Origin of the sequence: Chthonomonas sp., from assembly GCA_016788115.1 — a bacterium.
GTDB lineage: Bacteria > Armatimonadota > Fimbriimonadia > Fimbriimonadales > Fimbriimonadaceae > UBA2391.
The window spans coordinates 257,577-271,538 of the sequence record JAEURR010000007.1 but is presented as its reverse complement, the minus strand read 5'-3'; the positions used below and the strand labels follow the sequence as shown (position 1 = coordinate 271,538).

Sequence of the window (13,962 nt, the reverse complement as noted above, 5' to 3'; positions counted from 1 at the left end):
TTTGCGCCTCGCTCCCGTTGCCCTCTTTGCGGTTTTCTCGGTGCCCGTTGCTGGCTATGCCACCCCGACGGTCATCGTTTATCAGCAGCTTGCCGCAGTCGAGGACGATCGGGATCCGAACATCGCGGTTCAGGCTTCGATGGCGCAGCAACTGAACGAAGCGCGCAAAGTTCGCGCGGTTGCCTGGGGGTCGGAGGATCGGCTTTTCCAGCAGTGGAAGGCCGCGGGGCAAGCCCCAAACTCGAAGGCCCCGTCGATCACCGAGCTACAAACGGTCGCTCGCGCCGTCAAGGCCGACTACATCTTGGTCGTGACTGGCGTGAAGTCCGAGGGTGCCGCGAACGGCGGTGCGATGCTCTACCGACCTTCGGGTGCTCGTCCGGTCTGGACCGATACGAAACAGTTCAAGGCGCAGGTGGATGGCGTCGCAGACTGGCAGTCCGCGGGCATGACACTCGCGAACACGTGGCGGATATTGCTCGATCAGGGACCGTTCAAGGGTCTGCAAGCGAGCGCTCTCCCGGCTGACGATGCTCCGGTGACTCCGCGGCACGATCCGGTCCAGCCCCCTGTCGACCCGAAGAACAACGATCCGGTTCTGCCTGACAAGACGAAGGTCCTGACGTCGATTCAGGCGCTCATGCGCCAAGGGTTGGTGACTGAGGCGATCGTTTCGCTGCGTCGTTCGATCGACACGAATCCGCTCGAACCGGAGTATCGACGACTCTTGGTTCAGCTGCTCCTGGCACGCGGACTCCGGGCAGAGGCGGCCGATGAAGCGCAACGGTTTGCTTCGCTGAGTGTGGCCAACCGAGAGTTCCTACTGCTCGCGGCAGAGGTTTGGGTTGAGCTCGGGGACCCGTCGCAGGCTCAGTCGCTTCTGAACGATTTGAGAGCGCGCGAGGGGAACACTGCACTGAGTCAGCTTGCCCAGGCGAAGGTGTATCTGGCATTGGACGACATGGTCAAAGCCGAGGCGGCGTTCCGGGAGTCGATCAAGCTTTCACCGTCGTTTGAGGCTGCGATGGGACTGGCCACATTGGCGGCGATGCAAGGCAACGAGCCGCAGATGTCTCAGTCGATGGCCGAAGCCGGGGGCTTGAAGCCCCGCGACTACGATAACACGTATCGCTGGGCGATGGCAGCGATCGACCGGCGCATGGTGACCGTCTCCGACATGGCGCGCGATGCTTTGCAGCACGCAACTGGCCGCCCTCGCACCCCCGAGGCGATTGCAAAAGCCACGAAGCTTCAGGCAATCGCGAAGGGCCTGGCAGGGTTCATGCGCGGAGTCCAGCCGCCGTCTGCGCATCAGAAATCGCACGATCTCCGACGATTGGCACAAGATTTGCTCATGCAAGCCACGAGTGAGCTTGCAAACTTTGCGTCGAGCGGCGATTCCGACATGGGTGCCGAAGCGACTCTGAGTCTTGGCGAGGCACTCCAGTATTTCGCCCGGATTCGCGAGGCAATGGATCAAGAATTCGGCGGCAAATGAGGAATAGGAATGGAGTCGATACTCCAAACGCTGCAGTTCTTTGCGCTAAGTTTTGTCCTCGCCATGGCATTCGGATACGTAGTCACTCAATACCGGCTTCGCGGCCGTCGCCACTTCCTTGAGGGTATCGCCCCCGAGGCAGTGGTGCGGGTGAAATCTGAATGCGGCGTGTATCGTGCCCGATTCATCGGGTGGCGCGAAGGGCATTTAGAGGTCAGCGCCCCACTGCAACGCAGCCACTTTGTCCCGTTGCGAGTGGGCCAAGAGCTGATCATCGAAGCACCGGTCCAAGACAAGGTCGTCCTCTTCCACACCGAAGTCATCTCCCGTGACCCGCGCCGACACTCGTTCATTCTCGAAAAGCCGGAAGCACCGTCAGTGGTGAACCGCCGAGAGAGCAACCGTATCGTGCGTTATGCGGGGACCGAAGCGCTCCTGAACGAAGAGCCCGCGGAACTGGTTGACGTCTCGATCCGAGGCGGGAAGTTCCTAAGCAAAGGGACCTTCAACGCGGGTGACGTCGTGCGCGTGCGCATCCCCGAGTTGGGGGCAAATGTACTCGGCTGGATCATTGACTGTATCCCCGTCGCCTACGATGAGGGCCAGGGGACGTGCACGAGGATCAGGTTTGCAGACGATCTGCCCCCAATCCCCGCGCACACCAGTCCTGCTACTTCGTAAGCTCCACGAGTAGCGGTCGCACTAACTTCTCCGAAGCCGTCTTGTAATCCGCAAGCACCCGGGCGAGGTCGGCGTCGAGCATGGCAAACACTTCGTAGCTAGGCTTGGTCGGCGCATACCAACCGCTTTGCACGACTCCAACCAGCGAGGAGAGCTTGTTAATCAGCTTCACCGGGTGGTTCAAGAAGTCTTGGCTGTTCTCGGCATTGACTTGATCCAGGATGTCCTCGACTGCCTTGAGGGCATCGAGTGCAGGCTTGGCGGCAGCCTTCTGCTCCTCGGTTTTCGCCAAGCGGTTGATTCGGTCCCGATCGCGACGCAGGCTGGTTAGAGCCAAGAACCCTTCGGCCGCGCGGTTGCTGATCTGCCGCGAAAACCGGAATTGCTCCATCAGGTCGGCGTCCGTCGAATCAAACCGGGGGTCGCGATTCCATCGGATGGGAACTGTCAGGGTCTTTTCGTCTGTCGTGAGCCGCACGGTGTAGTTTCCGGGAGGTGCCTTGATGCTAGATGGACCGCCGCCCCACATGCGTACGCCGGTGAGCGTGACCCCTCGATAGCGGGGTGTCACCGACCAACGATTGAACCCTGCGGTGGGCCTCGGCTCGGACGTATTGACTACCTCGCCTGCCGCATCCACGACTTCCAGCTTGCAACTCTTGGGAGCAGCGGGGAAGTAGGCGTCGATCACCATCGCGCCCTGCGGATTTCGGCCAGCAGTCGTTGCTGGAACAACGCGACCCAGCCCGAAGTTGATCGGATTGGCGGGCTTCGGTGCGAAGAGACTGACCTGGTCCTTTTTTCGCCCGATCATCTGGCGCAGGCTCACGAGGTTGTCCAAGATCCAGAACGAGCGTCCATGCGTCGCAGCGCACAGGTCGTCCGCTTTGATGATCAGATCGTGAATTGGTACGACGGGCAAGTTTGTCTGCAGCGACTGCCAGTTCGCGCCGCCGTTGAAGCTTACGTATACGCCCGACTCGGTCCCCGCGTACAGCATGCCTACCACCACGGGGTCTTCGCGCACCACACGGACGTAAGTGTCGCTCGGAATGCCGGTCGTCTGATTTGACCACGACTTGCCGCCGTCGGTGGTGATGAAGATGTACGGTCGGAGATCGTCGTTTTCGTGGTTGTCCACCGCGAGGAACGCGGTCTCAACGCGGTGCGGCGATGCTTCCACCATGCTGCAAAGACCATTCTTCGGCATCTGCTTCGGTGTGACGTTTGTCCACGAACCTCCCGCATTGTTCGTTACGTGGACCAATCCATCGTCGGATCCGGCCCAGATCATGCCCCGCTTCAGCGGCGACTCTGCAATCGTGAAGACCGTGCAATAGACTTCGACGCCGGTGTTGTCGCGCGTGATCGGCCCGCCGCTTGCAACCTGTTTCGATTTGTCGTTCGTGGTCAAATCAGGCGAAATCGAGTGCCATGATCCACCGTAGTCTGTGCTTCGCAACACATGCTGCGAGCCCACGTACATGGTGCGCGGGTCGTGCGGCGAGAAGACGATGGGGAAGGTCCATTGGAATCGGTGGCGGATCGACTCGACGCCCTGGCCGGTCAGTTGCTCAGGCCATGCGCTAATGTCACGGCTGATATTGAGCGCATGGTTCTGCCGCTCCAAGTAGCCCCCGTAGTTCGCTCCGAAGACCACATCGGGATTCAGCGGGTCGGCGACCATGTAGCCGCTCTCGCCCCCGGCGCTCGAAGTCCAGGCGTCTTCGTCGATCAATCCACCAAAGACGCGCGTGGAGATCCGCACCGAGCTATTGTCTTGCTGGCAACCTAACAAGCGATAGAGCAGGGCGTTGTCCGCCGAGACGTGATAGAACTGCGCGGTGGGGAAGTCTTGCTTGGACCAGGCACGCCCCGCATCAATGCTGACCGCCGCGCCGCCATCGTTGGCGCTGATGATGCGCTTGTTGTCGCTTGGGTCGATCCACAGGTCGTGGTTGTCCACATGGCCAGCGACGAGGCTGGAGAACTGCTTCCCGCCGTTGGTGGATTTGTGGATCATGACATTCAGGACGTAGACCGTTTCCTTGTCTTTCGTGTCCGCAATGACACGGTAGAAATACCAGGGTCGTTGCTGTATCGCGCTACTGCCGCTCGCCAGCGTCCAGGTTGCTCCCGCATCGTTCGATCGATACAGGCCGCCCTTATCGGCGTGCTCGACGGTGGCCCACACTTGCTTGGGATCGACGGGCGAGACATCGATGCAAATCTTGCCCAGGAGTCCCGACTGGGGCAGGCCCGGCGCGCGGCTCAAGTCGGTCCAGGTGTCTCCGCCGTTTGTCGATTTCCAGAGTCTGCACTCGGGACCGCCGGAGTTCAAGAAGAACGGCGTGCGCCAAATTTCCCAGGTGGTAGCGTAAACGACGTTTGGGTTCTTTGGTTCCAGGCAGATGTCCACCGCGCCGGTGCGATCGTTCGCGAACAAGATCTTCTTCCAGGTTTTGCCTGCGTCGGTGGTCTTGTAGACCCCTCGGTCGGGGTGGGGGCCGTAAATGTGTCCCATCGCCGCGACGTAGATCGTGTTCGGATCGGTGGGATGGATCCGAACGCGACCGATGGTCTGCGTGTCCTGTAGGCCGATATTCTTCCACGTTGCGCCCGCGTCTTCGGACCGCCAAACGCCATCGCCGTGGGTGATGTTGCCACGCGGGGCGTTCTCGCCCATCCCCGCAACGACAATGTCCGGATTGCTCAAGCTGACGTCGATGCACCCGACCGATCCGCTCTTGCGCAAGAACTTGTCCGAGACGTTGAGCCAGTTCTCGCCTTCATCGACCGATTTCCAGATACCCCCGCCGGTGAATCCCGCATAGAACTCTTTCGGACGACCCACGACGCCGGTGACTGCGGTCGAGCGCCCCCCACGCCAAGGACCAATCTCACGCCACTGCAGGCCAGCGTAGAGGTCAGGATCGACTTGGGCCTGCGATGTGGTGGCGACGACGAAGAGAAGAGGAGCGAGCGCAAAAAAACGAACGGCACGAGGCATAGGTGCACCTTAGCCCAAAATGGTGATGCATGAAAAGTCCCTCAGGATTTCGGTGCTGCGATTGTGCCGCCGCAGACCACCGATTCACCTCGGAATGCGACCGCGATCTGACCCGGAGTGACTGCGCGGATCGGCTCGGCGAACCGTATCAAGGGCTGAGGGCCGGGGATGAGCATTGCGCGCTGCGGTGCCATGTTGTAACGGATCTTGGCGGTTACACGCATCGGCTCATCCAACCGGAACGACTCGTTCCATGAGACGTCGAGGAGCTCGACTTCGCGCTGGAGGAGCTCCTCTTCATGGCCGACGACCACGCGATTTTGCTTGGGGTCCAGCTTGAGGACATACAAGGGGCGACCATTTGCGACCGTGAGCTGGATTCCGCGCCGCTGACCGACGGTGAATCCCGCCACTCCCTCGTGCTGCCCGAGAGTCCGACCTGCGCTGTCCACGAGTTGGCCGGGCGCGAAAGTCTCGGGCCGCTCCTTGCGCAGGAATTCCGTGTATCCGCCAGCCTCGCTCACAAAGCAGATCTCCTGGGAGTCGGGCTTATGCGCGACTGAGAGGCCGTATCGCTCAGCCATGGTCCGGGTCTCGGCCTTACTGTCGAGCTCGCCAAGAGGGAACATGGCCGCCCGGAGCTGCTCCTGGCCAAGCATGTAAAGCACGTAGCTTTGGTCCTTCGCACCGCCTTTGGAACGGAGGAGACGGTACTTACCCTGGCTGTTGCGCCGCACTCGGGCATAGTGGCCAGTCGCGATCCGGTCGCAATTGAGGTCTCGCATCGTGTCCATGAGCGCCTCGAATTTGACCTTCTTGTTGCACTGAACGCAGGGGTTTGGCGTGCGACCAGCGGTGTATTCGTCGATGAAGTACTGAATCACCGTGTTGCGGAATTGATCCTTGAAGTTGACAACATAGTGCGGGATTCCGAGCACGCGCGCAACGCGCCGGGCGTCTTCGACAGCCCCGAGCGAGCAGCATCCCGCGTGGCGTGGGTCGCGCTGGCTCTCCTGCCAGATCTGCATGGTCACGCCAATGACGTCGTAGCCACGTTCTGCAAGGATCGCGGCCACCACGCTGCTATCTACGCCGCCGGACATGGCGACGAGTACTGTCTCTTTCTTCTTCGCCATTACGGTGCTAGGAGCTCGCGATAGGGGGACGAGTTCAGGGTTTCGGTCAGATCTCTTGCTACGTATCGAGGCGGGACTCCCTCGGCAAAAACGATGAATGTGGGGGTTCGGTCTACGCCCTTGCTGGTGGCGTACTCCATGATCTTGCTCAGCGGGTCGATCAGCGAATCGTCCGCCTTGGCGATCCGCTCCCCTAGCGCGGTGGCATCAAGTCCAAGGTTGCGAGCCATCCCCAGGATCTGCTCCATGGAGGCCATCTGCTCGGTCGGCGTTGTGAAAAACAGTTCGACGGCCGCCCAGTAGTTTCCTTTCTTTCCCGCCTCAAGCGCGACCAGGCTCGCAGGGAGCGACTGCTCGTGCCCTTGGAGCGTGTACATCGGAAACGGGGTGAACCCGACGCGCAGTTTCCCGCCGTACTGGCGGAATGCTCCTTTGAGCTTGGGAAATGCTTCCCGGCAACTGGGGCAGAAGAAGTCGGCAAACTCCACCACCGTGACCTTCGCCTTCGGATCACCCTGGAGGTGGATAGCGGGATCGATCACGAAGTTTTCGGGGAGGAGGGACTTGATCGCTTGGTTCGCGTCGACGGCGTAGTCCCCGGCTCGGCTGAGCTGGGCTGCACCCATTCCAAGCCCGCCTATTGCCAAGATGAAGCAGACGCCCGCGACGGTTCGGTCCATGTTCCAAGTTGGCGTCACTTGGTCGGGCTGATTAAGCAGGAAGGCGTGCAGAAGGAAGATCAGCGTCATCGTGATCGCCGAGGCGAGGCACCACGCGCACGGCTGGATCGCGACGAAAGAGAAGAGAGTCAGACCAATGCTGACGAGAGTGCCTGTTCCTGAAATCCAGAATCCAAGGCGATTCAAGGTGTTCGCGGCGGGACGATCGGCGCGGCTGCGGGCGACGGCGAGCGCCATGAGCAGGAGATACGCCATGAGACCGAAAACGGCGACGGGAATGTTACCGATCTTCGAGGAAGGGTGAGAAGCGATTGCGGCGCAACCACCGCTCGCGCCGCAGGGAATGGCCTTCCCCATCATGTGGCTCAGCGAAAGGTAGCCCGCAATGTAGATACCCACAAAGGTCAGGACCGTGAGCACTCGATTCAGGGTAACTGCTTTCACCGACAGATTAAACCCGTTCAGACTGGCCGAGCGTTCCCCTTATGCGAGAGTTCAATCGTCCGACGCGAGACCAACGCGGCTGTCCGGATGACCTCGGCATGTGACCAAGTGAGCGGGCAAACCGACAGCGGCTCGCCTGAATGCGGGTGAAACTGCTCACTGAGCGCGCCAGTCGATTCGGCCCGGTCTGCGGCCCAATCGAGCCACAGCGCCGCCTCGCGAACCTCATCGAGCGTTCTCGCCTGTTGCAGTTGGGCCTGGGCGAGCCACATGGTGCAAATGATCCATGGGTTGCCGGGCATGTCGTGGTCGCGGCGGAAGTAGTAATCGTTCTCGTACCGCGCCACGCCCCGGATGCCGGTCTTCATGAGGAGCATTTCCGTCACTGCCTGGTAGGAGGCAACCATGGCCGGGTGATCCCATGGCAGGACGCCCAGGAGGCCGACAGCCAAACATGCGGAATCGACGGTGGAATCGGGCTGCGGATCCTTGCCGCCGGACAGACAGCGGAGCAGCCGTCCCGAAGCGGGGTCTACGAGGTGCTTCAGCATGGCAGCAAGCTGAGACTCGGCGACCCTCGACCACCGGGTGGCTTGGGTCGAGTCGTTGGTGAGCCCCGCGGCTGCGCGAAGCGCGGCAATGTTGGTTGCGAGCGTGTAGCAGTGGATACCGCGCCTCTCTTCCCACAGATCGTAGCTAGGCACCGGAAGGCCGGTCTGCTCGTCCACGGCGCGTGCGATGAAGTCGGCAGGCAAGGCGACGAGTCGGTCGAAGAGCTCACCGGCGTCGGGTCGGTGGGGTTCTCGCTCCAACAGTCGAACGGCCGACAGTACGGTGAGAGAAGTCTCGTCTTGCTGGAACGGAACCTCTGGGGTGCCGTCGATGATCCACGGGTGCCAAGTCGCTCCAAACGAGCCATCGGGCGAGTACTTGTGCAAGAAGAAGGGTTGCGACTCAGAGATCAGCGGCATGCAGAAGTGCAAGTGGCCTGCTGCATAGCCGGGGTAGCCGGCGTCGTCCATTGCTAGCGCGACAAGCGCCCCGTCGCGGGGCCACATGTAGCTGTAGGTCGCCCGGTTCGACCGGAGGATGTCGCTATCGTTTGCAGCGAGGATTGCGCCGTTATGGTTCGTTTGGGTGCGGACGTAATGCAGGCTTTGCTCGACCAACGTGCGCACCCGGTCGCTCAGGGCATGATCGGCGAGATCGGCGCGGCCAACGAAGCCTGACCAATGCGAATCGGCCTCGGCAAAGGCGGTACTGAATCCGACTTTCCGCAGTTTCGATCGAAGCTGGGCGAGGTCGGCAAAGTCGTGTCCGCCCATGATCCAGGTCTGCGCGGCGGCAGTGCCTCCGGCCGGAACATCCAGGCGCAAGCTATGGGTGCTGTCAACCGAACCCTGGTCCATCGCGCGCATATCCAGCTCGCCTCGTTCGGCTTGGGGCCACGTGCCGACGTGGCCAGCGAAATCTTTAACTCCAGTAGAGTATTGATGTATAGATCCGAGATCCGTCGTACCGCCGAAGAGCAGGGCATGCGTGGTTTTGAAGTGGACCATCCCTTCGAGCCCTGGGTGGTAGAAGGCGGTATCGCCGATGTCGGTTTCTGCGAGCCGCGTGTCCGCAGTTTGGAACAGGCGCACCTCGCGGGGCAGGTTTGCGGTATCGGTGAACGAGAATCGCCGCAAGAAAATTCGGTCTTCGGGCAGCATTACATCCTCGATGACGAGGTCAATCTGGAGTGCACCGTGGTGCAGCCTCAGGGTGCCGACGGCCCCGGCCGAGAAACTCGCCTCGCGGTTCCAGGCGTGATCCTCCAGCCATACAAACGCGCCATCGACCCAGATGCCGACCCGAATTGGGTGGCCGCTGAGGTGATTCCAAAGACCGACGTGCGGGGTGTAGAGGTCGCGGATGATGCCGAAACGGTCTGTTTGGACAAGCATCCGGCCGTTGCCGTGAGCAAAGAGTCGGGGCATAGCGCGTCGGGAAGGATACTCGAACGGGCCTGATTATGGGGCCGGGCGTCCGTCTTCGTCGATGCCGTCGGGCTCGACGAGCACGACCTCTTGGCCATTCCAAACGGCTACTTTGTTGCCGCGCAGCTTGTTCTCACGCAACCCCTCGGCGATGGCCCGTTTGACGGTGGCATCGGCCTTGTGGTCGTCGTGCAAGATCTCGTTTAGCTGTTGCTTGTCTTGATCACCCACGGCGAAACTCCTCGACAATTCGATCCCACTTGCTGGGTTGGTTGACTTCCAATGACCGGGCCCTTCCCCCCGAAGCGATGCGGACCGGATCGTTCAACCTCGAATTATCATACATCCGCCAATGGTCAACTGCCTCCCAATACGAGTCAAAAAAGTGTCTCAGGCCGCGGGCATAGCGTCGGCGCACCGTATCCTCGGGGACGTCGTGACCCCCCATTCGGACTCGGGAACGCACGCGTTCGACCGCCAATTCGGGCGATTCCAGCCACATGAAGATCAGGTGGGTTTCGTACCCATCGCCTTGCAAGCGCTGGAGTCGAGGGATGAGCTTCTGCGTGGCCAGCGTCGTCTCCACTGCAAAGTCGAGGCGGTCGGACTCTAGCTCGTCAAGCAGGTTGACGAGTAAGCGCCCAGCGCGCAGGTCCGCAGTCGTCGTGGCGACACCCGAAATCGACTGCGCAATCATGTCCGCGTTGACGAACGTCATGGATGGAGGCAGCAAGAGGTTCGCGGTCGTCGACTTGCCGGAACCGTTTGGGCCCGCAATGATGATCCATTGGGGCTGGTGATCGGGGCTCTCGGTGACGTCCCGCATGGGTCCTCGTTGAGTCTGCAGTTCTCTTAGTGGCATCGCGTTGTGGTGTCCAAGTTGTTTGACACCGAATCGGTCGGGGCAGTGCCCCAAAAATGACGAAAGACACCCTGAGGTGCCTTCCGTCGTAAGTCGAGGCTGCTGCTTACCAGCGTCCGCCGCGATCGTTGCCGCCGCGACCACCGCCGCTGCGACCACCGCCACCACCGCTGCGACCACCACCGCCGCCGCCATAGCCGCCACCGCCGCCGCCGCCATAGCCGCCACCGCTGCGACCACCACCGCCGCCGCCGCCGTAGCCGCCACCACCGCCGCCACGGGCCTCTCGCGGCTCGCGCGGTCGTGCCTCGTTAACGGTAAGGGTTCGGCCCATCATCTGGCTGCCGTGCAGGGCTTCGATTGCTGCGTCTGCCTGATCATCGGGAACTTCGACGAAGCCGAAGCCGCGACCTTGAACGATTCGGGCAACGGTTGCGCCGAACTTCTCGAATGCTTGAATAAGGTCGCCTTCCGTAGCCGAGTACGAAAGATTGCCCACGTATAGGGATTTTGCCATTGTTTCTCCTGGCGCTATTCGGATGGAAGGATACAGTCAGGAGCACAAGGCACAGACTTCCGCCAATCGTTTCAGAGCCGACCCTAATGTACCAGACAAATGGGCAATTTTCCAAGAGAAATCGCTAGGGTCGCGCCAAAATACCCAACTTCGAGCGTCGGGTACCCTTTGGACTTCAGCCCATGAAGTTGCACGAGTATCAGTCAAAAGATCTTCTCTCCCGCTACGGGGTGCCGGTTCCAGCCGGTGATGTTGCGCAAGACGCCGCAACGGCGCTCGAAATCGCTAACCGTCTCGGCGGCAAGGTCGTGGTCAAAGCGCAAGTGCTCATGGGAGGACGTGGCAAGGCGGGCGGCGTGAAGCTGTTCGACAACGCCAAGGCGGCTTCTGAATTCACTCAGGGACTGCTCGGGAAGCGCTTGGTCAGCATCCAGAACCCGCAGGGCATGATCGTCGAGCGCGTGCTCGTGGGCGAGCTTATCGACATTGCCGAGGAGTATTACCTGAGCGTTCTGACCGACCGCGCCGCTGCAAAGCTTGTGGTGATGATCTCGCGCGAAGGCGGAATGGAGATCGAGGAAGTCGCGGAGAAGAATCCCGATGCCATCGTGCGGCTGCATGTGGATCCGCAGTGGGGCCTCTCCGACTATCAGGTCCGCGCAGCCGTCCAGAAGGCGAACATCCCCGCCAAGGCTCAGGGACAGATGGTCTCCATGATCAAGCAGTTGGTCAAGGCCTACCTAGAGTCGGACGCCGACCTGATCGAAATCAACCCATGCGCGCTGACGCCGGAAGGGAAGCTGATCGCCGCCGATGCCAAGGTGAGCATCGATGAGAACGCCCTCTTCCGCCACAAGGAGTACGCGGCAACCGCCGATGACAGTGCGGAGGACCCGATCGAGGCCGAGGCTACGCGGCGGGGCATCGCTTACGTTCGACTTGGTGGCGACATTGGCATCATGGGCAACGGCGCGGGGCTAGTGATGTGCTCCATGGACGAAGTGAAGGCAGCCGGTGGTACCCCCGCGAACTTCCTAGACGTCGGAGGCGGAGCTAACGCCGAGCGCGTGAAGGGTTGCATGGAGATCCTGATGATGGACGAGAACGTGAAGGGTGTCCTGATCAACATCTTCGGCGGTATCACGCGCGGCGATGAAGTCGCCAAGGGTGTGCTCAGCGCGTTCGATCAGATCGACGTGCGAGTTCCCGTCGTAGTGCGCATTGACGGTACGGCCGCAGCGGAAGGTCTGGAAATCCTGAAGGGCAGCGACAAGCTCACCGGGGCGGCGACGATGCAAGAAGCCGCTGCCAAAGTGGTCGAACTCGCCTATCGCTAGGCGAGATCGATCGAGAACGGTGTGTAGATCCGGGTCGGCTTGAAGCCGTGCAGACCGTAGAAGTCGACGAGGGTCGTCCAGTCGATGATGCACTGGCGCACGCCCCGATCTCTCAGCCCTTCGAGCCCGAATGCGAGGATGGCGTTACCCAGCCCCCGGCCGCGCACTCGTTCGCTCACTCCGATTGGACCCAGCGATCCCCAGCCCGGACCCATGTCCACGTGCCAAACCGCACCGCCGATGGGCATCTTGCAGCCGTCCTCGTGGGTGATCGCGAACCCTTCGCAGACGCCGTCCACAAAGACCCCGAACACGCACTCGGGTCGGCCCTCGATCTCAATCTTGTTCATGACGTCGTACCACCAGCGCCGCGGGAACTCGCGCTTGAGGAACTCTTCTAGGAGCGGCACATCCGCTACGCTGCAGGCTCGCAACTGGGCATCGCCGATCCGCGCGTAGACGTTCTCGGGGGCCATGTACTCCTTCATGTCTCGTTCGAGATCGACGTTCGTGTCGCCTGCTTGGAACCCGCGCGAGGCGAGCAACTCCTTGAGGGCGGGCATCTCTTCGGGCACCCCTGGCCAGAAGTGTCGCAAGTCCTGCCCGTAGAAGAGCTTGGTCGCGGCCCGGGCGTGGGCCACATTCAGGATCGCATCCAGAAGCTGGGCACCGTCGTGCGGGTCCTCATAAACGAGGCAACTGAGATGAAGCCACGACTCCTCGGGGCCGGGATACATCCCAAACCCAGAGCGTTTCATAACCGCAAAGGCAGTGAGCGGATCTCCGATCGCAAAGGAGAGATCGGTTAGCCAGAGCGGCGAGCCGAAGACGTTGATCGACAACTGCGCGGCGTCGATGGCAAACTTGGCGGGGGACACCCGATTCCAGAGCGTGAGGCAGGCGTCCGCGTCGGACAATCGTAACGCGCGTACCATGCCTTCATTATGGCTAGGAAACTTGTTGCCTGAGGTGGTCGCTGTACAGGCTGAGCGCCGTGCGCGTGCGCATGATCCTCGAGATCATGTTGCCGTCGTCTTCCCGGAGAAACTCCTCAAGATTCGAGGCCGCAAAGAGGGATTCGAACGGGTCCGCGGATCGGCCGTGCAATTGGAGAGCGCTCGCTTCCGGGCCATCTGCGGGCTCGATGTAGCGTAGTACCGAAACGCGCAGGGTGCTGTAGTGTTTCAGCATCCACCCGCGTGTGTCCTGATACCGCACTTCAAGCTTGGCCTCGGGCCCGTACTGGGACGCGTCGCACAGCACCTCGATGAGGTCTTCATAGCGCCCGTAGAACGCGAGCAAGTCTTCGCGTCGCTCCGCGAGCGCTCGTGGAGCGACGTCCGCCTTTGCCTCATTCCGTCGGGCAACGTCAAGCCTTGCGGCGCGTACCCGAAGAGGCAACCGAGTGAACGTTCGGACAAGTCCCGAGGCTCGCTGGCGTGCGCCGTTCATGGCGGTAAAGACGTTTATGAGTCCTCTCCTCCGCTGTGGTTCACGTAATTGACTCTCAAATCTCTCAGTAGCGTCTGCACTTGGCGTTTATCGGACTCGTCCAGTGACGGCTCAAGCAACGGAATCAGCGCGGCGACGGCGTCGATGGCAATGCGCGCTTCTGGCAAATTCTTGTGAAGTCCGCCGACGAACGGGTCGTGCTGCAGCCCAAGCTTTTGCCAAGCGATGCTGGACATCTGCTCGATCACCATGGACAGTACCGGAAAAACACTAATCGGCTCGCTGGGCAGGCCGGTTTGCTCGTCAGCCATACACTTTGATGACGTCCGTGCGCTGCGGTTCGTCGCGCACGGATCTCCACAAAAT

General features: G+C 61.1%; 13 protein-coding genes. 3 read left to right on the top strand and 10 right to left on the bottom strand.

The window, feature by feature from the left end; all coding sequences use genetic code 11:
* Window position 1 precedes the first annotated feature (1 nt).
* Entirely contained in the window at window positions 2–1,498 is a 1,497-nt protein-coding gene (locus tag JNM85_08745) for a hypothetical protein (GenBank protein MBL8088139.1), read from the top strand.
* A gap of 9 nt (window positions 1,499–1,507) precedes the next feature.
* The gene (locus tag JNM85_08740; GenBank protein ID MBL8088138.1) at window positions 1,508–2,179 is read left to right on the top strand and encodes a flagellar brake protein; all 672 of its coding nucleotides are present in this window, start codon (window positions 1,508–1,510) and stop codon (window positions 2,177–2,179) included.
* Here the strand turns inward: JNM85_08740 and JNM85_08735 are convergent.
* Genes JNM85_08735 through JNM85_08705 form a run of 7 tightly spaced genes read right to left on the bottom strand, consistent with a single transcriptional unit; the run spans window position 2,169 to window position 10,807 of the window.
* A complete protein-coding gene (locus JNM85_08735; GenBank protein ID MBL8088137.1) occupies window positions 2,169–5,189 on the bottom strand; it encodes a hypothetical protein in 3,021 nt (1,006 codons plus the stop codon). The genes JNM85_08740 and JNM85_08735 overlap by 11 nt on opposite strands.
* 41 nt (window positions 5,190–5,230) lie before the next feature.
* Window positions 5,231–6,325, bottom strand: a complete 1,095-nt coding sequence (gene mnmA / locus JNM85_08730; protein MBL8088136.1) for a tRNA 2-thiouridine(34) synthase MnmA — start codon at window positions 6,323–6,325, stop codon at window positions 5,231–5,233.
* Window positions 6,325–7,449, bottom strand: coding sequence for a vitamin K epoxide reductase family protein (locus JNM85_08725; GenBank protein ID MBL8088135.1), 1,125 nt, complete (start codon window positions 7,447–7,449; stop codon window positions 6,325–6,327). Before JNM85_08725 ends, mnmA begins: the two co-directional genes overlap by 1 nt.
* Window positions 7,450–7,466: 17 nt before the next feature.
* The gene (locus tag JNM85_08720; protein ID MBL8088134.1) at window positions 7,467–9,428 is read right to left on the bottom strand and encodes a glycoside hydrolase family 15 protein; all 1,962 of its coding nucleotides are present in this window, start codon (window positions 9,426–9,428) and stop codon (window positions 7,467–7,469) included.
* A 33-nt stretch (window positions 9,429–9,461) separates the two neighbouring features.
* Window positions 9,462–9,659, bottom strand: coding sequence for a hypothetical protein (locus JNM85_08715; GenBank protein ID MBL8088133.1), 198 nt, complete (start codon window positions 9,657–9,659; stop codon window positions 9,462–9,464).
* Window positions 9,652–10,509, bottom strand: a complete 858-nt coding sequence (locus JNM85_08710; GenBank protein ID MBL8088132.1) for a zeta toxin family protein — start codon at window positions 10,507–10,509, stop codon at window positions 9,652–9,654. The genes JNM85_08715 and JNM85_08710 overlap by 8 nt, the downstream gene beginning before the upstream one ends.
* Window positions 10,397–10,807, bottom strand: coding sequence for a hypothetical protein (locus JNM85_08705; GenBank protein ID MBL8088131.1), 411 nt, complete (start codon window positions 10,805–10,807; stop codon window positions 10,397–10,399). The genes JNM85_08710 and JNM85_08705 overlap by 113 nt, the downstream gene beginning before the upstream one ends.
* A 182-nt stretch (window positions 10,808–10,989) precedes the next feature.
* Here JNM85_08705 and sucC point away from each other — a divergent pair, with 182 nt between their 5' ends.
* On the top strand, window positions 10,990–12,144 hold the full coding sequence (gene sucC, locus JNM85_08700; GenBank protein ID MBL8088130.1) for an ADP-forming succinate--CoA ligase subunit beta: 1,155 nt from the start codon (window positions 10,990–10,992) through the stop codon (window positions 12,142–12,144).
* Here sucC and JNM85_08695 read toward each other — a convergent pair.
* Genes JNM85_08695 through JNM85_08685 form a run of 3 tightly spaced genes read right to left on the bottom strand, consistent with a single transcriptional unit; the run spans window position 12,141 to window position 13,907 of the window.
* Window positions 12,141–13,079: a hypothetical protein gene (locus JNM85_08695; GenBank protein ID MBL8088129.1), complete on the bottom strand. Its 939-nt coding sequence runs from the start codon at window positions 13,077–13,079 to the stop codon at window positions 12,141–12,143. The two genes, sucC and JNM85_08695, sit on opposite strands and share 4 nt — an antisense overlap.
* Window positions 13,080–13,092: 13 nt before the next feature.
* Window positions 13,093–13,596 (bottom strand): hypothetical protein, encoded by a 504-nt coding sequence (locus JNM85_08690; protein ID MBL8088128.1) that lies wholly within the window; start codon window positions 13,594–13,596, stop codon window positions 13,093–13,095.
* 14 nt (window positions 13,597–13,610) lie between these two features.
* Entirely contained in the window at window positions 13,611–13,907 is a 297-nt protein-coding gene (locus JNM85_08685) for a DUF1844 domain-containing protein (GenBank protein ID MBL8088127.1), read from the bottom strand.
* Between the last annotated feature and the right edge of the window lie 55 nt (window positions 13,908–13,962).